This is a genomic window from Pseudomonas sp. BRM28 (assembly GCF_002939405.1).
Taxonomy (GTDB): domain Bacteria; phylum Pseudomonadota; class Gammaproteobacteria; order Pseudomonadales; family Pseudomonadaceae; genus Aquipseudomonas; species Aquipseudomonas palmensis.
Map to the genome: position 1 here is coordinate 386540 of NZ_PEFV01000001.1, position 22703 is coordinate 409242.

Genomic DNA, 22703 nt, shown 5'->3' on the forward strand with positions numbered 1-22703 from the left:
TACCTTGTGGGAGCGGGCTTGACCCGCGATAGGCCCGCACAGACAGCACAGATCCACAGTCCCTTCCCCGCACTTTTGCTATAAGATAACGCCCCTTCTTTTTGCCCCAGCCTTGCACCCCGGAGTCCTTCATGACGGCCCCAGCCGACCTCTCGCCTACCCTTGAACTGGCCTGCGACCTGATCCGTCGTCCCTCGGTGACCCCGCTGGACTTCGACTGCCAGAAACAGATGATGCAGCGCCTGGGCGATGCCGGCTTCATGCTCGAACCGATGCGCATCGAAGACGTCGACAATTTCTGGGCCACCCACGGCAGCGACGACGGCCCGGTACTGTGCTTCGCCGGCCACACCGACGTGGTGCCCACCGGCCCGGTGCAGGCCTGGGCCAACGACCCGTTCGACGCCCTGATCGACGCCGACGGCATGCTCTGCGGGCGCGGCGCGGCCGACATGAAGGGCAGCCTGGCCGCCATGATCGTGGCCACCGAGCGCTTCGTCGCCGACTACCCGAACCACAAGGGCAAGGTCGCCTACCTGATCACCAGCGACGAGGAAGGCCCGGCCCATCACGGCACCAAGGCCGTGGTCGAACGCCTGGCGGCGCGCAACGAACGCCTGGACTGGTGCATCGTCGGCGAGCCGTCGAGCACCGCCCTGGTCGGTGACGTGGTCAAGAACGGCCGTCGCGGCTCGCTTGGCGCTAGGCTCACCGTGCGTGGCGTGCAGGGCCACGTGGCCTACCCGCACCTGGCGAAGAACCCGATCCACCTGGCCGCCCCGGCCTTGGCCGAACTGGCCGCCGAGCACTGGGACGAGGGCAACGATTTCTTTCCCCCCACCAGCTTCCAGATCTCCAACCTCAACTCGGGGACCGGCGCCACCAACGTGGTGCCAGGCGAGCTGACCGCACTGTTCAACTTCCGTTTCTCCACCGAGTCGACCGTCGAAGGGCTGCAGGCCCGCGTGGCGGCGATCCTCGACAAGCACGGCCTGGACTGGCAGGTGGACTGGGCGCTGTCGGGCCTGCCGTTCCTCACCGAACCGGGCGACCTGCTCGACGCGGTGTCGGCCAGCATCAAGGCCGTGACCGGCCGCGACACCCAGGCCTCCACCAGCGGCGGCACCTCCGACGGGCGCTTCATCGCCACCCTGGGCACCCAGGTGGTCGAACTGGGCCCGGTCAACGCCACCATTCACCAGGTCAACGAGCGGGTCCTGGCCAGCGACCTGGACGTGCTGACCGAGATCTACTACCAGACCCTGACCCGGTTGCTCGTCTGATGCTCATCTGCCCCATCTGCAGCGCCGCGCTCGGCGCCCTGGACAACGGTGTCGGCTGCCCTGCCGGGCACCGCTTCGACCGGGCGCGCCAGGGCTACCTGAACCTGTTGCCGGTGCAGCACAAGAACAGCCGTGACCCTGGCGACAACCAGGCCATGGTCGAGGCACGTCGCGACTTCCTCAATGCCGGGCACTACGCCCCGGTGGCACGGCGCCTGGCCGAGCTTGCGGCCGAGCGCGCCCCCGCGCGCTGGCTGGACATCGGTTGCGGCGAAGGCTACTACACCGCGCAACTGGCCGACGCCCTGCCCCAGGCCGACGGCTATGCCCTGGACATCTCCCGCGAGGCGGTCAAGCGTGCGTGCCGGCGCAACCCTGCACTCACCTGGCTGGTGGCGAGCATGGCCCGGGTGCCACTGGCCGATGCCAGCTGCCAGTTCCTGGCCAGCGTGTTCAGCCCGCTGGACTGGCAGGAAGCCAGGCGCCTGCTCAGCCCCGGCGGCGGCCTGATGCGCGTCGGCCCCACCCGCGGCCACCTGATGGAGCTGCGCGAACGGCTGTACGATGAAGTGCGCGACTATGCCGACGACAAGCACCTGGCCCTGGTGCCCGAGGGCATGCACCACGCCCACGGCGAAGTGCTGGAGTTTCGCCTGAGCCTGGCGGCCCCGGCCGACCGCGCCAACCTGCTGGCCATGACCCCCCATGGCTGGCGCGCCAGCGCAGAAAGACGCGCGGCCGTCATCGATCACCCCGAGCCCTTAGAGGTGACGGTATCGATGCGTTACGATTACTTTGTGCGCCAAGACTGAGCCGCACCCGGAGAGCCCCATGCGCCAACCCGATATCGAGATTTACCTGAAGGACGCCGACGTCGATCACAAGCAGATCGCCGCCTGGCTGGGCCAGGCCCTCGGCCCGTGCAGCGACTGGCAGCAGAAGGGCCAGACCTACAAGTGCAAGGCCGGTAACGTACCTGTTACCTGGCTGCCCAAGGCTGTGGGCAAATGGAACAGCCTGTACCTGGAAAGCGACCAGACCCCGTGGGAGGACGACATCGCCTGCGCCCGCGCCGCATTCGCCGCCCTCAATGTCGAAGTGCGCTGCGCGCCGGGTAGCTGGGTGGAAGAGGAAGGTGAAGAAGACGCCGACCGCTGGATCCGCATCAGCGCCGATGGCGAGGAAGAGATCACCTGGCGTACCAGTTGAGCCGTTGACCGGCTCTGCTTAGGCGCCAGCCTTGCTGGCGAAGCCCGGCATCGCCGGGCCAAGGGGCTGCTGCGCAGCCCATCGCCAGCAAGGCTGGCGCCTGCCGCTTTACAGCCCCACTACGTCTTCGGCCTGCAGGCCTTTCTGGCCCTGGGTCAGGTTGTACTCGACCTGTTGCCCTTCCAGCAGGGTGCGATGCCCTTCACCGCGGATCGCGCGGTAATGCACGAACACATCCGCACCGCCCTCACGCTGAATGAAGCCATATCCCTTGGCGTCATTGAACCACTTCACACTTCCAGTCTCACGAGACGACATCTGAACTACTCCGGATTTTTATTTTGGAATCGCCTTGTCGGCAGGGCCTCACCAGGCCCCACCTACGCCGCTTGCGGATTTGTCCTGCAAGTGGCGGACCGACTATAACGCAGCCATTCAACAATTTTCATGACCGGGGCGCTTTTTGCTGAACTTGCGCGGATACGGCACACTAACCTACTGAGCATCTGCTCGAATCCCATTACCCAGGGCACCTACCGAATGACCCGTTCCCCCTTGCGCCGCCTGATCTTCGGCGCCCTGCGCCGACTGCTGTACCTGTGGGTGCGCTCCGAAACCATCAACCAGTCATCCTTCTCGCTGAACCTGGACCGCAGCCGTCCGGTGTTCTACGTGCTGCAATCACCCGCGCTCACCGATCTGGCCGTGCTCGACCGCGAATGCACCAAAGCCGGGCTTCCGCGCCCGGTGCTGCCCGTGGCGGTAGGCCCGATGATGGAGCCGGCGGCGTTCTTCTACCTGACCCCCGAACCCGACTGGCTGGGCCGCCACGACAAGCGCGGCGCACCGCCGACGCTGACGCGCCTGGTCAACCTGGTCAGCCAGCACGCCGAACAGGACGCGCAGATCATTCCGGTCAGCGTGTTCTGGGGCCAGTCGCCGGCCAGCGAATCGAGCCCGTGGAAGCTGTTGTTCGCCGACAGCTGGGCCGTCACCGGGCGCCTGCGCCGGCTGCTTACCGTGCTGATCCTGGGGCGCAAGACCCGCGTGCAGTTTTCCGCGCCGATCCATCTGCGTGAGCTGGTCGAGCACAACAAGGGCCACGAGCGCACCGTGCGCATGGCCCAGCGCCTGCTGCGGGTGCATTTTCGCAACCTCAAGACCGCCGTCATCGGCCCCGACATCTCGCACCGGCGCAACCTGGTCAAGGGCCTGATCCACGACCCGCTGGTACGCCAGGCCATCAGCGACGAGGCCCAGCGCGAGAACATCCCGCTGGCCAAGGCAGAGGCCCAGGCCCTGCGCTATGGCAACGAGATCGCCTCGGACTACACCTACACCGCCATCCGCTTCCTCGAAGTGGTGCTGAGCTGGTTCTGGAACAAGATCTACGACGGCATCAAGGTCAACCATATCGAACAGGTGCAAGGCATCGCGCCGGGGCACGAGGTGATCTACGTGCCCTGCCACCGCAGCCACATCGACTACCTGCTGCTGTCGTACCTGCTGTTTCGCAACGGCCTGACGCCGCCGCACATCGCCGCCGGCATCAACCTCAACATGCCGGTGATCGGCAGCCTGCTGCGCCGCGGCGGTGCGTTCTTCATGCGCCGCACCTTCAAGGGCAACCCGCTGTACACCGCGGTGTTCAACGAGTACCTGCACACCCTGTTCACCAAGGGCTTCCCGGTGGAGTACTTCGTCGAGGGCGGGCGCTCGCGCACCGGGCGCATGCTGCAGCCCAAGACCGGCATGCTGGCGATCACCCTGCGCAGTTTTCTGCGCTCCTCGCGCACCCCGATCGTGTTCGTGCCGGTGTACATCGGCTACGAGCGCGTGCTCGAAGGCCGCACCTACCTGGGCGAGCTGCGCGGGGCGAGCAAGAAGAAGGAATCGATCTTCGACATCTTCAAGGTCATCGGCGCGCTCAAGCAGCGCTTCGGCCAGGTGGCCGTGAACTTCGGCGAGCCGATCCGCCTGGCCAGCTTCCTCGACCAGCAGCAACCGGGCTGGCGCGAACAGGACCACAGCCCGCAGTTCCGCCCGGCCTGGCTCAACGAAACCACCTCGCGCCTGGGCGAGAAGGTCGCGCAGCACCTGAACGAGGCCGCCGCGATCAACCCGGTCAACCTGGTGGCCCTGGCGCTGCTGTCCACCAGCCGCCTGGCCCTGGACGAACGCGCCCTGGCGCGGGTACTGGACCTGTACCTGGCGCTGCTGCGCCAGGTGCCCTACTCGGCCCATACCACCCTGCCCGAAGGCGACGGCCTGGCGCTGATCGGCCACGTGCGCGGCATGGACCTGCTGGCCGAGCAGCAGGACGCGCTGGGGCGCATCCTGTACCTGGATGAAAACAACGCGGTACTGATGACCTACTACCGCAACAACGTACTGCACATCTTCGCCCTGCCGGCGCTGCTGGCAAGCTTCTTCCAGAGCAGCTCGCGCATCAGCCGCGAACTGATCGGCCGCTACACCCACGCGCTGTACCCGTATCTGCAGTCGGAGTTGTTCATCCGCTGGGATGCCCAGGAGCTCGTCGGGGTGATCGACCAATGGCTGGAGGCATTCGTCGAACAGGGCCTGCTGCGTTTCGAGAACGGCGTGTACCTGCGCCCGGCCCCGAGTTCGCGCCAGTTCGTGCTGCTGACCCTGCTGGCGCGGGCCATCACCCAGACCCTGCAGCGCTTCTACATGGCCACCGCGCTGCTGCTCAACAGCGGCCAGCACACCCTCAGCGCCGAAGAGCTGGAAGACCTGTGCGTGGTCATGGCCCAGCGCCTGTCGATCCTGCATGGCCTGAACGCCCCGGAATTCTTCGACAAGAGCCTGTTCCGCCACTTCATCCAGACCCAGATCGAACAGGGCGTGCTGCGCCCGGATGCGGCGGGCAAGCTCGGCTACCATGAAAAACTCAGCGAGCTGGCCGAAGGCGCCGCCAAGCGCGTGCTGTCGGCCGAGGTGCGCCTGTCGATCCGCCAGGTGGCCTTGCAGCGCAGCGACGAAACCACCGAACACACCGAGCAACAAGTCTGAACAGGAGTACACGATGAAGAAATTGACCCTGGCTGTGCTGGGCAGCCTGCTGGCCGCCTGCAGCAGCACCCCGTCACCCTCCAAGGCCAGCCTGGACGGCGAGGTGTTCTACCTGCAGCGCATCGCCCTGCCACCGGCAGCCACCCTGAGCGTCAGCCTGCAGGACGTGTCGCTGGCCGATGCGCCAGCCGTCACCCTGGCCAACCAGAGCGGCCCGGTAAAAGGCCAGGTGCCCCTGCCGTTTCACCTGAGCTACGACCCGGCACAGGTCAAGCCGGGCCACCGCTATGCCGTGAGCGCGCGCATCGAGCTGGACGGCAAGCTGCTGTTCATCAACACCGAACACCACGGCGTGCAGCTGGACGGTAGCGACGCCCAGCCTGTACGAATCAAGGTCGACGCCGTTCGCTGATCCCCTTTTTGCCTTTGGATAAGGATGCTGCCATGTTCCGCCCTGCTCTTACCTTTACCGGCCTGTGTGCCGGCCTGCTGTTGTCGGCCAGTGCGCTGGCCCTGTCACTCGGCGACCTGTCGCAGAAGGACGCCACCGGCGGCCTCAAGGATGCCCTGACCCAGGGTGCGCAGATTGCCGTCAAGCAACTGGGCACCCCAGGCGGCTTCAGCAACAACCCGGACGTGCGCATCGAGCTGCCGGGCAACCTGGGCAAGGCTGCCAAGGCCATGAAGAAATTCGGCATGGGCGCCGAGGTCGACCAGCTCGAAGCCAGCATGAACAAGGCGGCCGAGGCGGCAGTACCGCAGGCCCAGGCGTTGCTGGTGGATGCGGTCAAGAAGATGAGCGTGGCCGATGCCAAGGGTATTCTCAGCGGTGGCAACGATTCGGCCACCCAGTACCTGAACAAGACCAGCCGCGAGCAGATCCGTGCCAAGTTCCTGCCCATCGTCAAGCAGGCCACCGACCAGGTCGGCCTGGCCAAGCAGTACAACAGCTTTGCCGGGCAGGCCTCGTCGCTGGGCCTGCTGGACAGCAAGAACGCCAACGTCGAGGGTTATGTGACCGAACAGGCGCTGGATGGCCTGTTCGAGATGATCGGCAAGCAGGAAGCGACGATCCGCCAGAACCCGGCGGCCGCGGCTACCAGCCTGGCCAAGAAGGTCTTCGGCGCCCTCTAGGGCCCTTCGCCGGCAAGGCCGGCTCCTACAGGATGCGCAGTGCCCCCGTAGGAGCCGGCCTTGCCGGCGAACGCCTTCTCAGGGCTTGCGCACCTTGAACCACGCCGCATACAGCGCCGGCAGGAACAGCAGCGTCAACGCCGTGGCCACGATCAGCCCGCCCATGATCGCCACCGCCATCGGCCCGAAGAACACGCTGCGCGACAGCGGAATCATCGCCAGCACCGCCGCCAGCGCGGTCAGCACGATCGGCCGGAAGCGCCGCACCGTGGCCTCGATGATCGCCTGCCAACGATCCAGCCCGGCCGCGATGTCCTGCTCGATCTGGTCCACCAGAATCACCGAGTTGCGCATGATCATCCCCGACAGCGCAATGGTGCCCAGCATCGCCACGAAGCCGAACGGCTGGCGGAACACCATCAGGAACAGCACCACCCCGATCAGCCCCAATGGCGCGGTGAGGAACACCATCACCGTGCGCGAGAAGCTGCGCAACTGCACCATCAGCAAGCTCAACACCACCACGATGAACAGTGGCACCCCGGCATTCACCGAGTTCTGCCCGCGGGTCGAATCCTCCACCGTACCGCCCACTTCCAGCAGGTAGCCATCCGGCAGCTCGGCACGCACCGGCTCCAGAGTCGGCAGTATCTGCTTGACCAGGGTCGCCGGCTGCTCCTTGCCATAGATGTCGGCACGTACCGTCACCGTCGGCAGGCGATTACGGTGCCAGATGATGCCTTCCTCGAAGCCGTACTCCAGCGTCGCCACCTGCGACAGCGCAACGCTGCGCCCATTCTCGGTGGGCACCGCCAGGCTCGACAGGTTGGTCAGCTCGGTGCGTTCCTGGCGCGTGCCGCGCAGCAGGATCTCGATCAGCTCGTTGTCTTCGCGGAACTGGCTGACCGACGAACCGGTCAGCGAGCTTTGCAGGAACTTGGCCAGGTGCGCGGTGCTGATCCCCAGGGCCCGGGCACGGTCCTGGTCGATACTCAGGTAGATCACCTTGCTCGGCTCTTCCCAGTCCAGGTGCACGTTCACCACATGCGGGTTCTCGCGCACCCGGGCCGCCACCTTGCGCGCCAGTGCACGCACCTCCTCGATGTGCTCGCCGGTGACCCGGAACTGCACCGGATAGCCCACGGGCGGGCCGTTTTCCAGGCGCGTGACCCGCGAACGCAGGTCCGGGAACTGCTCGTTCAGGGTCTCGATCAGCCAGCTGCGCAGCGCCTCGCGCTCCTCGATGGTCTTGGCCAGCACCACGAACTGGGCGAAGCTGGTTGCCGGCAACTGCTGGTCCAGGGGCAGGTAGAAGCGCGGCGAGCCGGTGCCCACGTAGGCCACATAGTTGTCGATGCCGGCGCGCTCCTTGAGCAGGGCCTCCAGGCGCGTGACCTGCTCGGCGGTGTTGCTCAGCGAGGCGCCCTCGGCCAGCTTCAGGTCGACCATCAGCTCCAGCCGTCCGGAGGCCGGGAAGAACTGCTGGGGCACGAAGCGAAACGACAGCACACTGAGCACGAACAGGCCCAGGGTCGCCACGATCACCGTCTTGCGGTGCGCCACGCACCAGCCCACCAGCCGCCGTACACGCTGGTAGAACGGCGTGCCATAGGGGTCGGTGGCGCCATCGGTGGTGCCGTGCTTGGCCGCGTGCAGCTTGGCCAGGTCTGGCAGCAGCCGCTCGCCCAGGTACGGCACGAACACCACGGCGGCGATCCACGAGGCAATCAGGGCAATGGTCACCACCTGGAAGATCGAGCGGGTGTACTCGCCCGTGCCCGACTGCGCCGTGGCAATCGGCAGAAAGCCCGCCGCGGTGATCAGGGTGCCGGTGAGCATCGGGAAGGCGGTGCTGGTCCAGGCGTAGCTGGCGGCCTTGAAGCGATCGAAGCCCTGCTCCATCTTGATCGCCATCATCTCCACCGCAATGATCGCGTCATCCACCAACAGCCCCAGCGCCAGCACCAGCGCCCCCAGGGAAATCTTGTGCAGGCCGATCCCGAGGTAATACATCGCGGCAAACGTCATCGCCAGCACCAGCGGAATCGCCAGCGCCACCACCAGGCCGGTGCGCATGCCCAGCGAGAAGAAGCTCACCAGCAGCACGATGGCCAGTGCTTCCACCAGCACCTGCACGAACTCGCCTACCCCGGTTTTCACGGCGGCCGGCTGGTCGGACACCTTGCGCAGCTGCATGCCGGCCGGCAGATTGGCCGAGATACGGGCAAACTCGACCTCAAGGGCCTTGCCCAGCACCAGGATGTCACCACCGGCCTTCATCGATACCGCCAGGCCGATGGCGTCTTCGCCCATGAAGCGCATGCGTGGCGCGGGCGGATCGTTGAAACCGCGGCGCACATCGGCCACATCGCTGATACGGAAGGTGCGCTCGCCCACCCGAATGGGGAACTGCTCGATCTGCTCCACCGTCTCGAAACGCCCGCTCACGCGCAGTTGCAGGCGCTCGCTGGGAGTTTCGAAAAAGCCTGCGGTGGTCACCGCATTCTGTTCCTCCAGCGCCTGCTGCACAGCTTCAAGCGGCAGGCCCAGGGTCGCCAGCTTGAGGTTCGACAGCTCGATCCAGATCTTCTCGTCCTGCAGGCCGAGCAGCTCGACCTTGCCCACATCCTTTACACGTTGCAGCTGGATCTGCACGCGGTCGGCGTAGTCCTTGAGCACCGCGTAGTCGAAGCCTTCACCGGTCAGTGCATAGATATTGCCGAAGGTGGTGCCGAACTCGTCGTTGAAGAACGGCCCCTGGATACCCGGCGGCAAGGTGTGGCGAATGTCCGCGACCTTCTTGCGGATCTGGTACCACAGCTCGGGAACATCCTTGGAATGCATCGAGTCGCGGGCCATGAAAGTGACCTGGGACTCACCAGGGCGCGAGAACGAGACGATCTTCTCGTACTCGCCCGTCTCCATCAGCTTCTTCTCGATGCGTTCGGTGATCTGGCGCGAGACTTCCTCGGCGCTCGCCCCCGGCCAGTTGGTCTTGATCACCATGGCCTTGAAGGTGAACGGCGGGTCTTCGCTCTGGCCCAGCTTGGTATACGAAAGCGTGCCGACCAGGGCCAGCAGCACCATCAGGAACAGCACGATCTGGCGATTGCGCAGCGCCCAGGCGGAAAGGTTGAAACCCATCGGGACTTACTCCTTGGCCGCCAGATTCACCACGCGATTGGACCGGTCCACCGGTCGTATCTGCTGCCCCTCGTGCAGCACATGGCCGCCAGCCGCCACCACCCAATCGGTGGGCTTGAGGCCTTCGAGCACCGGCACGCTGGCCTGGCCGTAGGCGCCAACCCGCACCACGGTGCGCGTGAGCGTATTGTCAGACTCCACCCGCCACACGTAGGTCTGGCCGTTCTCGGCGCTCAGGGCCGACAGCGGCACCGCCAGCGGCACCTGCTCGGCGTGCTGGATGAACACCCGTGCGCTCTGCCCCAGTTCTGCGGGCACCTTGCCGGCCGCGAACGCGATGCGCGCAGCGAAGGTACGTGAACGCGGGTCGGCGGCCGGCGACAGCTCGCGGATGCGACCCTCGAAGCGCGTATCCGGTTGCGACCACAGCTCCACCGACACCGGCTGGCCGACCTTGAAGCGCCCGAAGTTCTGCTCCGGCAGGCTGATCAGCACCTCGCGCTCGCCATCGGCGGCCAGGGTGAACACGGTCTGCCCGGCAGCCACCACCTGGCCCACCTCGACCTGACGCTTGGCCACCACCCCGTCCTGTGGCGCGCGCAGCACCGAATAGCCGGCCTGGTTGCCGGCCACATCGAATTCGGCGCGCACCTGGTTGGCTCGCGCCAGGCCTGCGCGGTACAGGTTTTCGGCGTTGTCGAACTGCGAGCGGCTGACCATCTGGCGTTCCAGCAGGGTCTGGTAGCGGTCGCGCTCGGCCTTGACCAGGCTCAGGTTGGCCTGGGCCGCTGCCATCTGCGCGCGGCTGGCCTCCAGCTGCAGGCGCACGTCCTGCGGGTCGAGCTCGGCCAATGGCTGGTCGGCCTTGACCCGCTGGCCCTCCTCCACCAGGCGCTTGCTGACCTTGCCGGGAATACGAAACGCCAACTCCGGCTCGAGCCGGGCGCGCACTTCGCCGGGGTAGCTGTCGACCGCCGCCGTGGACAGCTGCGGCTGCACCACCATGGCCGGGCGCAGGGTGCTTGGCGGGGGACTCTCCTGCCCGCAGCCGCTCAGCAGCAAGGCAAGGGTAAGCGGGAATGCAAGGGGCAAGGCATGGCGCAACATGATCGAGAACCTTCCGTGAGTAGCGCATCTAATATTTATACCGGCGGGTATAGTAAATCAGCGCAACGGCGCCGGGAAGCGATTGTCGGACAGAAATTTCAGGGTCGTCGCACGCACCGAACTGACACCTGGACCTGCCGCTTGGGCCCTCCGTGGAGCCGAAAAAGCCACTTCCACCCGCCATCACTGGCGCTGATAGGCGTTCAAAGCGCAGATTGCAGCCCCCAGGCGGAGACCACGGTGTACCCTGTACCCCTTAACGAACCTGTACGTGTCATTCATGCCAAACGAAACCAGCGCCACCAACGGCCCCGGCCGGCCCAAGGACCTCGCCAAGCGCCAGGCCATCCTCGAGGCGGCCAAAGCCCTGTTTCTCACCCACGGTTACGCCAACACCAGCATGGATGCGGTCGCGAATGCGGCAGGGGTTTCGAAACTGACGGTCTACAGCCACTTCAACGACAAGGAGACACTGTTCTCCTCGGCGATCGTGGCCACCTGCACGGCCCAGTTGCCCGAACTGTTCTTCGAACTGACCGAAGGCACGTCGGTGGAGCAGGTCCTGCTGAACATCGGGCGCGGCTTCCAGGCGCTGATCAACAGCGATCAATCGGTCAAGCTCAGCCGCCTGATCATGGCCCTGGGCACCCAGGACCCCAAGCTCAGCCAGATCTTCTTCGAAGCCGGCCCGTTGCGCGTGCTGCGCGAGATGGAAGCACTGCTGCAGCGCGTCGACCAGCATGGCCTGCTGCGTATCGAGCAGCCGGCCAGGGCGGCCGAGCACTTCTTCTGCCTGCTCAAGGGGGCGCCGAACTATCGCCTGCTGCTCGGCTACTCCCCGGCGCTGGACGCCGAGGCTGCCGAGGCACATGTGCAGGATGTGGTGGCGGTGTTTTTGCGGGCCTACCGCCCCTAGTCAGGGCTTGAGGGCTTTCTTGGGGTAGATGTCGTAGCGGCTCGACTTGCCTTCCAGGCTATGGCTGGGCTTGGGCCCGTCGATGATCGGCGCCTTGCGCGGGCGCTTGACCACCACCCGGTGGCTAGCCAGGGCCAGGGCGGCCTCCAGCAGTGCCGGGGCATCCAGGTCATCGCCCACCAGCGGGCGGAATACGCGCATCTCCTTTTTCACCAGGGCGCTCTTGTCGCGGTGCGGAAACATCGGATCGAGGTAGATCACCTGCGGCGGTTCGCCCTGCCAGTCGCGCATGCGCTCGATGGAGTTGCCCGCCAGCAGCTGCATGCGGGCCACGATGGGCCCCACCTCGGCATCCGATGCCGCACGCGCCAGGCCATCCTCGAGCAGCGCCGCCACCAGCGGCTGGCGCTCGATCAGTTGCATCTGGCAGCCCAGGCTGGCCAGCACGAAGGCGTCCTTGCCCAGCCCTGCCGTGGCATCCAGCACCCGTGGGCGCACGCCCTGGGCGATGCCGACCGCCTTGGCGATCATCTGCCCGCTGCCCCCGCCGAACACCCGACGATGGGCCGCCGCGCCCTCGACGAAATCCACCCGCACCGGGCCCGGTGCCTGCGGGCCCAACTGCTGGATCTGCAGGCCGGTCTCGCCCACCTGCACGGCAAAGGCCGCCGACGCATCCTGCAGCGGCAAGCCCAGGCGCACCGCCCAGTGCTCGGCCTGTGCCTGATACTCGGCAGCCAACGCCTCGACCCGGATACCGCCGTCCGCCAGTTGCTCCACCGCTCACCTTCCCCACACAAAAAAATTAAATGATTGCCGGCCTGTGCCGATAACCGCAGTAATCGCTATTTTGCCAGACCCGGACAGCCTTCGACTGCCATGTCAGACATTCTTCAGCTCCCTTCCGGTTATTTGTCGCCCGTCGGCGACTTTGCCCGGCACAACACCCAGACCCTCGGCGGCGTCAGCCACCTGTGGCAGGACTTCTTTGCCCAGGCGTTGGCAGAGCAGCAGGGTGAAGGTGCGCAGGAAGGTCAGCTGGCGGTCCCCGAGGTCGACACCGTCACCGGCGAACCGATTGCCGGCAGCCAGACCCTGGCGCAGATCCACAGCCAGCGCCTGTGCGACGTGCACGACACCATCGTCGCCCCGCCCGAGCCGCTGTTCCTGCCGATTGCCGAATTCGAACTGGACCTGCTGGACAAGCCTGCGCCGCCATTCAGCGCGCTGGAACTGGTGGAGCAGCAGCGCCAGCTGGACATCAGCAACAACTGGGTGCGCCCGGTGGTGATGAGCCAGGGTCATCCGCTGCCGCAGCCAGGCCCGGCGCCGCAACCCTACCCGCTGCACCTGCCGATCGCGGAGCTGGAAGCCAGCCTGCTCGACCCGGCGCCGGAGCCGTTCGACCAGGCCACGCTGCTCAAGCAGCAGTCGGAGCTGGAGTTCGACCTCAGCTGGGCCCGTCCGGTGGTACTGAACAACGTGCGCATCGCCGCCTAACGGCAGATCTGCCAGAAGCCCATATCCAGGTGGAAGTGGTTGCGGTGGGCAGCGTTGTAGTCAGGCCCCAGCACCGTGTTGAAACTGTCGCAGCCGCCAGCCTGCACCTCGCGTAGAAACTTCGCCTTCACCCCCTCACCCGGCCAGTCGCGCAGCACCTCGATGCGCTGCCCATCGGCCAGCCTGAACCCGGCGATGTCGAGCGCATTGGCGCTGGCATGCTGGCTGCGCCGCCCTTCCTTGCGCCCGTACATATTGCGACAGGCAAAACTGCCCAGGTGATCGACCTGCACCACCGCCTGGCCGAATGCACGCTGCGCGGCCGGTTGCAGGCCGTGGCGCTCGAACAGCGCGAAGGCCACCGCGACTGGGCAACTGGCCAGAAAACTGCTGCTCAGGCGAACGCCCGAGCCCTGCACCCGCACCACGTTGTGCAGCGGGCAGGCCACATCTGGCGCGCTGTCGGCCTGCTTGCTGTAGCGCAGCGTCGAGGTGGCCAGGGCCTGTTCGCAAAGCCTGGGGTCATCCTGCAGGCGGCTCAGCTTGTAGGGGGTCAGCAGGTTCGGGGGCGCCTTGACGTCCAGCACCGCCCACGGGTTCCAGGCAGCCGGCAGGCGCCAGCCCTGTTGCCAGGCCACCAACCCCGCCGCCATCGCTATCACCAGGAAAATGCCCACTCCCCGCATGGACGATCAGCGCCTGAACAACTGGTTGAGCTGGTCGAACGGCAGCGCCTGTTCGGCATAGTCGAAGCGGCCCTGCTGCTGGATCCGTTCGGCGGCGTGGAAGAACGCGCCGTAGGCCGCACGCGCCAGCGACGAGCCGACGCTGATGCGCTTGACCCCGAGCGCCTGCAGGTCGCTTACGCTCAGGTCCACCCCGCTCAGCCCCATCAGCACGTTGACCGGCCTGGGCGCCACGGCCTGCACCACCTGGCGAATCTCCTCGGCGCTGCGCAAGCCCGGCGCGTACAGCACATCGGCACCGGCCTCGGCAAAGGCCTGCAGGCGCTTGATGGTGTCGTCCAGGTCCAGGCGCCCGTGCAGCAGGTTTTCGGCGCGGGCACACAGGGTGAACGGGAACTCCAGGCTGCGCGCCGCCGCAACGGCTGCCTCGACGCGCTCCACTGCCTGATGAAAGCCATAGATCGGCTCTTGCGGGTTGCCGCTGGCATCCTCGATGGAGCCGCCTACAAGCCCCACAGCGGCGGCCTGCAGGATGGCCTCGGCGCAGCCCTTGGGCGTATCGCTGAAGCCGTTCTCGAGGTCTGCAGCCACCGGCAGAGCGGTGGCATCGACGATGCTGCGCGCGTTGCCCAGGGTTTCCTCCAGGCTCATGGCGCCTTCGGCATCGGGGCGCCCCAGCGAGAACGCCAGGCCGGCGCTGGTGGTGGCCAGCGCCTCGAAGCCGAGGCTGGCCAGCAGCTTGGCCGAGCCTGCATCCCAGGGGTTGGGGATGACAAAGGCGCCATCACGTTCATGCAGCGCCTTGAAGGCTTCGGCACGCAGGGTTTGCACATCCATGATCACAACTCCAGAGCAGGCGGTACGGGGCGGTCAGAGCAGGCCAAGCTGCTCGGCTGCGGGCGCCCTGTGCAGTTCAGGCAAGGCCGGTAAGCCGGGCAGGCGCTCCATCAGGCCCTGATGAAAACGCTGCGCCAGCGCGGCTGCCAGGCGGTTGTCGGCAGTATGCAGGAAAACGTACGGGGTGCGCCCCTCCTCGATCCAGGCCGCGACCTTGTCCAGCCACGGCAGCAGAAACGGCTCGTTGGCCGCCAGTTCCGGGTGGCCGATGAAGCGCACCTGCGGGCTCTGGCTGAAGGCGGCAGGGCGTGGCGGCACCCGCGGTTTCTTGGACTGGGCATGCAGCACGCCCGGATCGCGCGAGGTGCAACTGAACAGGGCACGCGGGTCCAGGCAGATGCGTTCGACGCCGCGATCGAGCAACAGCCGATTGAGCAGACGTTCCTCCTCACCCTTGGCGAAGAAGGCCTTGTTGCGCACCTCCACCGCCAGCGGCACGTCCACCTCGTCGATAAATGCCACCAGCTCGCCCAGGCGTGCCGGACCGAAGCTGGCAGGCAGCTGCAACCAGTAGGGCGCCACACGGGCGCCCAGCGGCTTGAGCAGGTTGATGAAGGTTTGCGCGGCCACGCATTGCTGACGCAGGTCGTCTGCATGACTGATGTCGCCGGGGAACTTGGCGGTGAAGCGAAAGTGCGCGGGCATGATCTGCGCCCAGCGTTCGAGGGTGGCGGGGGCGGGGCGCGCATAGAAGGTGGTGTTGCCCTCCACCGCATTGAACACCTGGCAGTAGAGGCCGAGAAAGTCGCTGGGTCTGGCGTCGGCGGGGTACAGGTACTCGCGCCAGGCGTTTTCACTCCAGGACGGGCAACCGAGAAAGTAAGGTAAAGGCGTCATGCCTCAAATGTACAGGTCCAACCCCAGCACTTCCATCTCCCAGTCCACGAAGCCGGCAGTGGTCAGGTAGCTGGCCAGGGCCTGGGCGGTGCGCTTGTTGCGCGCCCGCGGGAAGATCATGTCCTGCTGGCGCACCGGCAGGCCGCTGCGGCTGGCGCCGCCTGCAGCACCTGATGGCGACGGCTGCGCCTCGAACTCGCCCGGCAGGTCTTCGTCCACGTCCTCTTCGCGCACCGGCGGCTTGCGCAGCGGGCGCTTGATCGGATAGGACTGGGAAGAGAAGCCGTCGACACGCATGAACGATTACTCAGGAGCAATGATGGCAATTTAGCGGCACCTGAGAGACTTCGCAAATGCCCGACTGATAACTGGACCACATATCGAGCAAAAGGTTTATGCGCAACGGCGATAGACGACCAGCGGTTTACCGCGCCTTGGGCGTGGCCACCTTGTCGCGCAGGTACACCGGTTGGGCGAGATCGGGCGCAATACCTTCGCCCCGGTCCCAGGCGAACCGCGCCAGGGTCAGCAGATCGAGGGCGTGGGGCAGCATGCCGGCGTCCTGGCCACTGACGGCAACCGACAGGCGCTCGGCGTAGCCCCAGCCGGTACCGGCACCGAACCAGTCGCCGGCCGCGCCCGGCGGCAGGCTGACCTGTTCGGGGGCCAGCACCGCCTCGCTGCCCAGCAGGCGCATTTCGCCGGCCTGCTGCTGGTAGCAGCCCCAGTACACCTCGTCCATGCGCGCATCGATCGCCGCCGCCACCTGCTCGGCACCGTGCTCGCGCAACGCGCGCTGGGCCAGCAGCGCCAGGTTGGACACCGGCAGCACCGGACGCTCGAGGGCGAACGCCAGGCCCTGCACCACGCCGATGGCGATCCTCACCCCGGTAAAGGCGCCGGGGCCGCGGCCGAAGGCAATCGCATCGACGGCCGACAGGGCGATGCCCGCTTCGGCCAGCATCGTCTGGATCATCGGCAGCAGCTTCTGCGCATGCAGGCGCGGGATCACCTCATAGTGGCTGAGCACCTTGCCGTCATGCAGCAAGGCAACGGAGCAGGCTTCAGTGGCGGTATCCAGGGCCAGCAAGGTGGTCATCGGGGGTTCCAGGGGGCAAGAAAAAAGAACGGCATTATAAACAACAACGGCCCGCAAGCGGGCCGTTGTGTGCACATCCGAGCGGTGATCAGCTCAGAGCGGCCAGCACCTTGGCGGTGATGGCATCGACCGAGCCCACGCCTTCGATGTGGCTGTACTTGGGCTTGCCACCGTTGGCAGCCGACAGCTTCTGGTAGAAGTCCACCAGCGGCTTGGTCTGCTCGTGGTAGACCGACAGACGATGACGCACGGTTTCTTCGGTGTCGTCCTTGCGCTGGATCAGCGGCTCGCCGGTCTCGTCGTCCTTGCCTTCAACCTTCGGCGGGTTGTAGACCACGTGGTACACGCGACCCGAACCTTCGTGCACGCGGCGGCCGGCGATACGCTGGACGATCTCTTCGTCGGCAACGGCGATCTCGACCACGGCATCCAGCTCGACGCCGGCGCTCACCAGGGCTTCAGCCTGGGGAATGGTGCGCGGGAAACCGTCGAACAGGAAACCCTTGGCGCAGTCGGCCTGAGCGATGCGGTCCTTGACCAGGTTGATGATCAGCTCGTCGGACACCAGCTTGCCGGCGTCCATTATCGCCTTGGCTTCCAGACCCAGCGGGGTGCCGGCCTTGACCGCGGCACGCAGCATGTCGCCGGTGGAAATCTGGGGAATACCGAACTTCTCGGTGATGAACTTTGCCTGAGTACCTTTACCGGCCCCGGGAGCTCCCAGCAGAATTACGCGCATCTTGTGCTCCTCAATTTTTTATAAGCAAATCAATGGATTCGCCACTCAGGGCCAATCCCAAGAATCGGGTGATGACCGCAAATCGGTCAAAAGGCTGCTCAAGATACACAGCGCACCCGGACCACACAAGCGGTCGAAAGTCGGAAAAAAATACTGCGTGAGGCCCGTTCGTGCCCGGGTTGCGCCCGGCGCAACCGGGGGCGAAACCGCTTCGCCCGGGTGCTCGGGGCGCGCGCCGGGCACTGGCGCGCCACCCCTGCCCCGCCCTCAACCGGTGTTGCGCAGACCTGCCGCAATACCCGCCACAGTCACCAGCAGCGCCTGTTCCAAGGGGCTGTCCAGAGCGGCTTCGCGTGCACGCGAGCGTGCCAGCAGCTCGGCCTGCAATAGATGCAGCGGGTCCAGATAGGTGTTGCGCAGACGGATGAATTCCAGGGTGTCAGGGCTGTGCGCCAGTAGCACCGGCTGCCCCGTGAGACCCAGCACCACCTGGCACGCCTGCGACAATAGGTCGCGCAGATGGGCACCCAAAGGTCGCAGTTGCGGTTGCACCAGACGTTCGTCGTAGAAGCGCGCGATGTCGGCGTCGGCCTTGGCCAGCACCATCTCGAGCATGTCGATGCGGGTGCGGAAGAACGGCCACTGTTCGCGCATCTCGGCCAGCAGTTCGCCCTGGCCACGGGCCAGCGCATTGTTCAGCGCCGCCTCCCAGCCCAGCCAGGCGGGCAGCATCAGGCGCGTCTGGGTCCAGCCGAAGATCCACGGGATCGCCCGCAGGCTCTCGATGCCGCCCGCGCGCCGCTTGGCCGGGCGACTGCCCAGTGGCAGGCGGCCGAGTTCCTGTTCCGGGGTGGACTGACGGAAGTACTCGACGAACTCGGGGTTGTCGCGCACCACGCCACGGTAGGCCTTCACGCCATCGGCAGCCAGCTGGTCCATCAGTTCGCGCCAGGCCGGTTGCGGCGGCGGTGGCGGCAGCAGGGTCGCCTCCAGCACCGCAGCCAGGTACAGGTTGAGGTTCTGCTCGGCGATGTCCGGCAGGCCGAACTTGAAGCGGATCATCTCGCCCTGCTCGGTGGTACGGAAGCGCCCCGCCACCGAGCCCGGCGGCTGCGACAGGATCGCCGCATGCGCCGGGCCGCCACCACGCCCCACGGTGCCGCCGCGACCGTGGAACAGCAGCAGTTCGACCTGTTCTTCACGGCAGATGCGCACCAGGGTTTCCTGGGCACGATACTGCGCCCAGGCCGCCGCGGTGGTGCCGGCATCCTTGGCCGAATCGGAATAGCCGATCATCACCTCCTGCGGCCCGTGCAGGCTGGCGCGATAGCCCGGCAGGCCGAGCAGGCGTTCCATCACCGGGCCGGCGTTGTCCAGGTCGGCCAGGGTTTCGAACAGCGGCACCACGCGCATCGGCCGGCGCACGCCGGCTTCCTTGAGCAGCAGTTGCACGGCCAGCACGTCGGAAGCGGCGCCGGCCATCGAGATCACGTAGGAGCCCAGCGAAGCGGCAGGTGCGGCGGCCACCTCGCGGCAGGTGGCGAGCACCTCGGCGGTATCGGCCTGGGGCTTGAAGTCGCCAGGCAGCAGCGGCCGGCGGTTGCTCAGCTCCTGCTGCAGGAAACGGATACGCGCGTCTTCATCCCAGTCGGCGTAGCGCCCCAGGCCCAGGTACTCGGTGATCTCGCTGAGTGCGTCGGCGTGCCGGGCGGCGTCCTGGCGCACGTCCAGGCGCACCAGAAACAGCCCGAAGGTAACGGCCCTGCGCAGGCAGTCGAGCAGCGGGCCATCGGCGATCACGCCCATGCCGCACGCGTGCAGCGATTCGAAGCACAGCAGCAGCGGCTCGAACAGGTCGCGGTTGTCGTGCAGCACCTCGGCGGGGGCCGGCTGCGGGCTGGCCAGCGAGCTCTGGGCCCAGGCCCGCGTCACCCGCAGGCGATCACGCAGTTGCTTGAGCAGGGTGCGGTAAGGCTCGGCCGAATCACCGACCTTGGCACGCAACGCCTCGCTGGCCTGCTGCATCGAAAGTTCGGCGGCCAACGAATCGATGTCGCGCAAAAACAGGTCGGCGGCCATCCAGCGCGCCAGCAGCAATACTTCGCGGGTGACCTTGGCGGTGACATTGGGGTTGCCGTCACGGTCGCCGCCCATCCACGAGGCGAAGCGGATCGGCGCAGCCTCCAGCGGCAGGCGCAGGCCGGTGGCCTCGTGCAGCGCCTTGTCGGCCTTGCGCAGGTGATGCGGGATGGCGTGCCAGAGCGAGTGCTCGATCACCGCGAAGCCCCATTTGGCTTCGTCCACCGGGGTCGGCCGGGTACGGCGGATCTCTTCGGTGTGCCAGGCCTCGGCGATCAGCCGTTGCAGACGCTGGCGCACCTGGTCGCGTTCGGCGGGGGTCAGGTCGCGGTGGTCCTGGGCGGCCAGTTGCGCGGCGATGGCGTCGTACTTCTGGATCAGCGTACGGCGCGCGACTTCGGTCGGGTGGGCGGTCAGCACCAGCTCGATGCTGAGCTTGCCCAACTGGCGAGCCAGGGCGTCGTCGCTGTGCCCGGCGGCCTTGAGCCGGGCCAGCAGCTCGGGCAGCACGCGCGACTCGAACGGCGCGGGCTGGTCGGCATCACGACGGCGAATCAGCTGGTACTGCTCGGCGATGTTGGCCAGGTTGAGGAACTGGTTGAAGGCCCGCGCCACCGGCAGCAGTTCGTCTTCGGCAAGGTCGTTCAGGGTCGAACTCAGCTGCTCGGCACTGCCGCTGCGGTCGGCCTTGGCGCTGCGACGAATGTCTTCGATCTTCTGCAGAAAGGCTTCGCCGTACTGCTCGCGCACGGTGTCGCCCAACAACTCGCCCAACAGGTGAACATCTTCTCGCAAGCGCACATCGATATCGGTCATCAGCCTTGCCTCCGCATCCTGGGAAAACAGCTCTGGGTCCAGAGTGCCCCGTCGAGGTTGGGCTTTCAAGCCGGGTGGGCGATGCAACCAAACTATGTGCGGTGGCGATGCTCTAACGAACACATCCACCTGTGGGAGGCCACCATGAAGATCCGTGATTTAGCCGAGCATTGGGAACACAGCGCCAAGGGCCCGTTGAGCGCCACCGGCCACGTCCTGCACCTGGACGTCGAAGCGGCGGCGCGCCTGGCGGCGCTGAGCGAAATGTACCCCAAGCGCCGGCCCGAAGAGTTGCTGGGCGAATTGCTCGGCGCGGCGCTGGAGGAGCTTGAGGCGAGCTTTCCGTATGTGAAGGGCCAGCAGGTGATCGCCACCGACGAGGAAGACAATCCGCTCTACGAAGACGTCGGCCCCACCCCTCGGTTTCTGGCGTTGTCACGCCGTTACCTGCGCGACATGAGTGAGCGCAAGGACGGGCCGGCGCACTAGTGATCCGCTGGCCGACTGCGGGCTGCGCTGTGGAGCGCCACAGCCCGCAGGCCTCTGCAACGGGCCGTGCAGCCGCCTCGAGAACCCCGCATTCAAGGCCCTTTGATGGCCCGAACCACAAACCCCGTCTATACCCATACAGGCACGCGTACTACGCACGCGCTGCAAAGTTCCCCCGAAAACCTACTGACCGATCAGTCAGATAAAAACACGATAAGGCGAGACTTTTTTCTGAACTATTCAAAAAACGCTTCGGTCACAGCCAATAGCCATTACGGCAAAACCCCTAAGCTACGGGCATATCGTGTTCCCCAGGCTGACGGGCCATGCCGATGGATTGTTACGGAATTCGTTGTTCATCAGGAGTGATCCAATGGAGTTGACCACCATGAAGACCCGCACCGAAAAAACCTCCTTCACCCAACTGCGCGGGCTCAAGCTGGCTGCGCTGGCATTGGGCAGCAGCCTGGTTCTGGCCGGCTGCGCAGGCAATCCGCCAACCGAGCAGTACGCCGTAACGCAGTCAGCGGTGAACTCCGCCGTCAGCGCGGGCGGTACCGAGTTCGCGGCGGTGGAAATGAAGGCGGCTCAGGACAAGCTCAAACAAGCTGAAATCGCCATGCATGACAAGAAGTACGACGAGGCCAAGCGCCTGGCCGAACAGGCCGAATGGGACGCTCGCGTCGCCGAGCGCAAAGCCCAGGCGGCCAAGGCCGAAAAAGCGGTGCAGGACGCCAACCAGGGCGTGCAGGACCTGCGTGAGGAAGGCATGCGCAGCGTGCAGTAAGCCGCTTGCCTCACCGACCCATGCATTCGTAATCGATAAAGGATGACCCACTATGCGTAAACACGTGATGATCCCCGCCCTTCTGGCCTTGAGCGTTGGTCTGGCTGCCTGCTCCACGCCGCCTAACCCGAACCTGGAATCCGCCCGCACCAACTTCTCCGCCCTGCAGAGCAATCCGCAGGCGAGCAAGGTCGCGGCGCTGGAAACCAAGGACGCGCAAGACTGGCTGAACAAGGCCGACCAGGCCTACATGAACAAGGAAGACGAGAAGAAAGTCGACCAGCTCGCCTACCTGACCAACCAGCGCGTGGAAGTGGCCAAGCAGACCATCGCCCTGCGTGACGCCGAAAACAACCTGAAAAGCGCTGCCGCCAAACGCGCCCAGGCTCGCCTGGATGCCCGTGATGCGCAAATCAAGCAGTTGCAGAACAGCCTCAATGCCAAGCAGACCGAACGCGGCACCCTGGTGACCTTCGGCGACGTGCTGTTCGACTTCGACAAGGCCAACCTGAAAAGCAGCGCCCTGCCGAACATCACCACCCTGGCGCAGTTCCTTCAGGAAAACCCTGACCGCAAGGTGATCGTCGAGGGCTACACCGACAGCAAGGGCTCTGCCAGCTACAACCAGTCGCTGTCCGAGCGTCGCGCCAACGCTGTTCGCACCGCACTGGTACGTGCCGGCGTAGACCCATCGCGCATCGTGGCCCAGGGCTACGGCAAGGAGTTCCCGGTGGCTGACAACTCCAGCAACTCGGGCCGTGCGCAGAACCGTCGCGTGGAGGTCACCATCTCCAACGACAACCAGCCGGTAGCGCCACGCTCGGTAAGCAAAGCCTACTGACAGGCTGAGCAACCCGCAGAATCCCGCCTGTTACAGGGCGGGATTTTTTTTGCCTGTCCCTTGCGCAAATAACTACCACCGCCACCTGCCGGGCCTCTGGATCA

Annotated in this window: 22 protein-coding genes; 11 read left to right on the top strand and 11 right to left on the bottom strand. The window is 65.9% G+C overall.

Annotated features, from left to right (window positions below):
* Positions 1–131: 131 nt before the first annotated feature.
* From dapE to CR917_RS01865, 3 genes are read left to right on the top strand one after another with little or no spacing between them, the layout of a single operon-like run.
* Positions 132–1283 (top strand): succinyl-diaminopimelate desuccinylase, encoded by a 1152-nt coding sequence (gene dapE, locus CR917_RS01855; RefSeq protein ID WP_058541482.1) that lies wholly within the window; start codon positions 132–134, stop codon positions 1281–1283.
* Positions 1283–2095 (top strand): putative RNA methyltransferase, encoded by an 813-nt coding sequence (locus CR917_RS01860; RefSeq protein ID WP_054915009.1) that lies wholly within the window; start codon positions 1283–1285, stop codon positions 2093–2095. The genes dapE and CR917_RS01860 overlap by 1 nt, the downstream gene beginning before the upstream one ends.
* 19 nt (positions 2096–2114) lie before the next feature.
* Complete coding sequence (locus CR917_RS01865; RefSeq protein ID WP_043863238.1) at positions 2115–2492, top strand: hypothetical protein; 378 nt, start codon at positions 2115–2117, stop codon at positions 2490–2492.
* Between the two features lie 108 nt (positions 2493–2600).
* Here CR917_RS01865 and CR917_RS01870 read toward each other — a convergent pair whose 3' ends face one another.
* Positions 2601–2810, bottom strand: a complete 210-nt coding sequence (locus tag CR917_RS01870) for a cold-shock protein (RefSeq protein ID WP_038996759.1) — start codon at positions 2808–2810, stop codon at positions 2601–2603.
* A gap of 222 nt (positions 2811–3032) precedes the next feature.
* Here CR917_RS01870 and plsB point away from each other — a divergent pair, with 222 nt between their 5' ends.
* Genes plsB through CR917_RS01885 form a run of 3 tightly spaced genes read left to right on the top strand, consistent with a single transcriptional unit; the run spans position 3033 to position 6662 of the window.
* Positions 3033–5528 carry a glycerol-3-phosphate 1-O-acyltransferase PlsB gene (gene plsB, locus CR917_RS01875; protein ID WP_104571831.1) on the top strand — a complete coding sequence of 832 codons (2496 nt, stop codon included), beginning with the start codon at positions 3033–3035 and terminating at the stop codon, positions 5526–5528.
* A 13-nt stretch (positions 5529–5541) separates the two neighbouring features.
* Positions 5542–5940, top strand: a complete 399-nt coding sequence (locus CR917_RS01880; RefSeq protein ID WP_043863236.1) for a YbaY family lipoprotein — start codon at positions 5542–5544, stop codon at positions 5938–5940.
* A gap of 32 nt (positions 5941–5972) precedes the next feature.
* Positions 5973–6662 (top strand): DUF4197 domain-containing protein, encoded by a 690-nt coding sequence (locus CR917_RS01885; protein ID WP_043863235.1) that lies wholly within the window; start codon positions 5973–5975, stop codon positions 6660–6662.
* A 78-nt stretch (positions 6663–6740) separates the two neighbouring features.
* Here CR917_RS01885 and CR917_RS01890 read toward each other — a convergent pair whose 3' ends face one another.
* Positions 6741–9806, bottom strand: a complete 3066-nt coding sequence (locus tag CR917_RS01890; protein WP_104571832.1) for an efflux RND transporter permease subunit — start codon at positions 9804–9806, stop codon at positions 6741–6743.
* Positions 9807–9812: 6 nt separating this feature from the next.
* Entirely contained in the window at positions 9813–10913 is a 1101-nt protein-coding gene (locus CR917_RS01895) for an efflux RND transporter periplasmic adaptor subunit (RefSeq protein WP_078480078.1), read from the bottom strand.
* 280 nt (positions 10914–11193) lie between these two features.
* Here CR917_RS01895 and CR917_RS01900 point away from each other — a divergent pair, with 280 nt between their 5' ends.
* On the top strand, positions 11194–11829 hold the full coding sequence (locus CR917_RS01900) for a TetR/AcrR family transcriptional regulator (protein WP_104571833.1): 636 nt from the start codon (positions 11194–11196) through the stop codon (positions 11827–11829).
* Here the strand turns inward: CR917_RS01900 and CR917_RS01905 are convergent, their stop codons facing one another.
* Positions 11830–12609, bottom strand: a complete 780-nt coding sequence (locus tag CR917_RS01905; protein WP_173925034.1) for a class I SAM-dependent methyltransferase — start codon at positions 12607–12609, stop codon at positions 11830–11832.
* A 99-nt stretch (positions 12610–12708) separates the two neighbouring features.
* Between CR917_RS01905 and CR917_RS01910 the strand changes: the two genes are divergently transcribed.
* A complete protein-coding gene (locus CR917_RS01910; RefSeq protein ID WP_043863230.1) occupies positions 12709–13329 on the top strand; it encodes a hypothetical protein in 621 nt (206 codons plus the stop codon).
* Here the strand turns inward: CR917_RS01910 and CR917_RS01915 are convergent.
* From CR917_RS01915 to ppc, 7 genes are all read right to left on the bottom strand, one after another.
* Positions 13326–14015, bottom strand: coding sequence for an extensin family protein (locus CR917_RS01915; RefSeq protein ID WP_104571834.1), 690 nt, complete (start codon positions 14013–14015; stop codon positions 13326–13328). The two genes, CR917_RS01910 and CR917_RS01915, sit on opposite strands and share 4 nt — an antisense overlap.
* A 6-nt stretch (positions 14016–14021) precedes the next feature.
* Complete coding sequence (locus CR917_RS01920; RefSeq protein WP_043863228.1) at positions 14022–14852, bottom strand: oxaloacetate decarboxylase; 831 nt, start codon at positions 14850–14852, stop codon at positions 14022–14024.
* A gap of 33 nt (positions 14853–14885) precedes the next feature.
* Positions 14886–15749, bottom strand: coding sequence for a DUF72 domain-containing protein (locus CR917_RS01925; RefSeq protein WP_104571835.1), 864 nt, complete (start codon positions 15747–15749; stop codon positions 14886–14888).
* A gap of 3 nt (positions 15750–15752) precedes the next feature.
* A complete protein-coding gene (locus tag CR917_RS01930; protein WP_043863226.1) occupies positions 15753–16046 on the bottom strand; it encodes a hypothetical protein in 294 nt (97 codons plus the stop codon).
* A gap of 127 nt (positions 16047–16173) precedes the next feature.
* Entirely contained in the window at positions 16174–16848 is a 675-nt protein-coding gene (tsaB, locus tag CR917_RS01935) for a tRNA (adenosine(37)-N6)-threonylcarbamoyltransferase complex dimerization subunit type 1 TsaB (protein ID WP_104571836.1), read from the bottom strand.
* Between the two features lie 88 nt (positions 16849–16936).
* Positions 16937–17587 (bottom strand): adenylate kinase, encoded by a 651-nt coding sequence (gene adk, locus CR917_RS01940; protein ID WP_043863224.1) that lies wholly within the window; start codon positions 17585–17587, stop codon positions 16937–16939.
* Positions 17588–17854: 267 nt separating this feature from the next.
* A complete protein-coding gene (gene ppc, locus CR917_RS01945; RefSeq protein WP_043863223.1) occupies positions 17855–20482 on the bottom strand; it encodes a phosphoenolpyruvate carboxylase in 2628 nt (875 codons plus the stop codon).
* A 144-nt stretch (positions 20483–20626) separates the two neighbouring features.
* Here ppc and CR917_RS01950 point away from each other — a divergent pair, with 144 nt between their 5' ends.
* The 3 genes from CR917_RS01950 to CR917_RS01960 all read left to right on the top strand — a co-directional run bounded on the left by CR917_RS01950 (position 20627) and on the right by CR917_RS01960 (position 22599).
* Positions 20627–20971: a hypothetical protein gene (locus CR917_RS01950; protein WP_043863222.1), complete on the top strand. Its 345-nt coding sequence runs from the start codon at positions 20627–20629 to the stop codon at positions 20969–20971.
* A gap of 373 nt (positions 20972–21344) precedes the next feature.
* Entirely contained in the window at positions 21345–21758 is a 414-nt protein-coding gene (locus CR917_RS01955) for a DUF4398 domain-containing protein (RefSeq protein ID WP_043863221.1), read from the top strand.
* 52 nt (positions 21759–21810) lie between these two features.
* Positions 21811–22599, top strand: a complete 789-nt coding sequence (locus CR917_RS01960; RefSeq protein WP_043863220.1) for an OmpA family protein — start codon at positions 21811–21813, stop codon at positions 22597–22599.
* The last annotated feature ends 104 nt before the right edge of the window (positions 22600–22703 follow it).

Excerpts from the sequence above, each read along its gene's own strand:
- dapE (WP_058541482.1), top strand. The coding sequence starts at position 132 with ATGACGGCCCCAGCCGACCTCTCGCCTACCCTTGAACTGGCCTGCGAC.
- CR917_RS01860 (WP_054915009.1), top strand. The coding sequence starts at position 1,283 with ATGCTCATCTGCCCCATCTGCAGCGCCGCGCTCGGCGCCCTGGACAAC.
- CR917_RS01865 (WP_043863238.1), top strand. The coding sequence starts at position 2,115 with ATGCGCCAACCCGATATCGAGATTTACCTGAAGGACGCCGACGTCGAT.
- CR917_RS01870 (WP_038996759.1), bottom strand. The coding sequence starts at position 2,810 with ATGTCGTCTCGTGAGACTGGAAGTGTGAAGTGGTTCAATGACGCCAAG.
- plsB (WP_104571831.1), top strand. The coding sequence starts at position 3,033 with ATGACCCGTTCCCCCTTGCGCCGCCTGATCTTCGGCGCCCTGCGCCGA.
- CR917_RS01880 (WP_043863236.1), top strand. The coding sequence starts at position 5,542 with ATGAAGAAATTGACCCTGGCTGTGCTGGGCAGCCTGCTGGCCGCCTGC.
- CR917_RS01885 (WP_043863235.1), top strand. The coding sequence starts at position 5,973 with ATGTTCCGCCCTGCTCTTACCTTTACCGGCCTGTGTGCCGGCCTGCTG.
- CR917_RS01890 (WP_104571832.1), bottom strand. The coding sequence starts at position 9,806 with ATGGGTTTCAACCTTTCCGCCTGGGCGCTGCGCAATCGCCAGATCGTG.
- CR917_RS01895 (WP_078480078.1), bottom strand. The coding sequence starts at position 10,913 with ATGTTGCGCCATGCCTTGCCCCTTGCATTCCCGCTTACCCTTGCCTTG.
- CR917_RS01900 (WP_104571833.1), top strand. The coding sequence starts at position 11,194 with ATGCCAAACGAAACCAGCGCCACCAACGGCCCCGGCCGGCCCAAGGAC.
- CR917_RS01910 (WP_043863230.1), top strand. The coding sequence starts at position 12,709 with ATGTCAGACATTCTTCAGCTCCCTTCCGGTTATTTGTCGCCCGTCGGC.
- CR917_RS01915 (WP_104571834.1), bottom strand. The coding sequence starts at position 14,015 with ATGCGGGGAGTGGGCATTTTCCTGGTGATAGCGATGGCGGCGGGGTTG.
- CR917_RS01920 (WP_043863228.1), bottom strand. The coding sequence starts at position 14,852 with ATGGATGTGCAAACCCTGCGTGCCGAAGCCTTCAAGGCGCTGCATGAA.
- CR917_RS01925 (WP_104571835.1), bottom strand. The coding sequence starts at position 15,749 with ATGACGCCTTTACCTTACTTTCTCGGTTGCCCGTCCTGGAGTGAAAAC.
- CR917_RS01930 (WP_043863226.1), bottom strand. The coding sequence starts at position 16,046 with ATGCGTGTCGACGGCTTCTCTTCCCAGTCCTATCCGATCAAGCGCCCG.
- tsaB (WP_104571836.1), bottom strand. The coding sequence starts at position 16,848 with ATGACCACCTTGCTGGCCCTGGATACCGCCACTGAAGCCTGCTCCGTT.
- adk (WP_043863224.1), bottom strand. The coding sequence starts at position 17,587 with ATGCGCGTAATTCTGCTGGGAGCTCCCGGGGCCGGTAAAGGTACTCAG.
- ppc (WP_043863223.1), bottom strand. The coding sequence starts at position 20,482 with ATGACCGATATCGATGTGCGCTTGCGAGAAGATGTTCACCTGTTGGGC.
- CR917_RS01950 (WP_043863222.1), top strand. The coding sequence starts at position 20,627 with ATGAAGATCCGTGATTTAGCCGAGCATTGGGAACACAGCGCCAAGGGC.
- CR917_RS01955 (WP_043863221.1), top strand. The coding sequence starts at position 21,345 with ATGGAGTTGACCACCATGAAGACCCGCACCGAAAAAACCTCCTTCACC.
- CR917_RS01960 (WP_043863220.1), top strand. The coding sequence starts at position 21,811 with ATGCGTAAACACGTGATGATCCCCGCCCTTCTGGCCTTGAGCGTTGGT.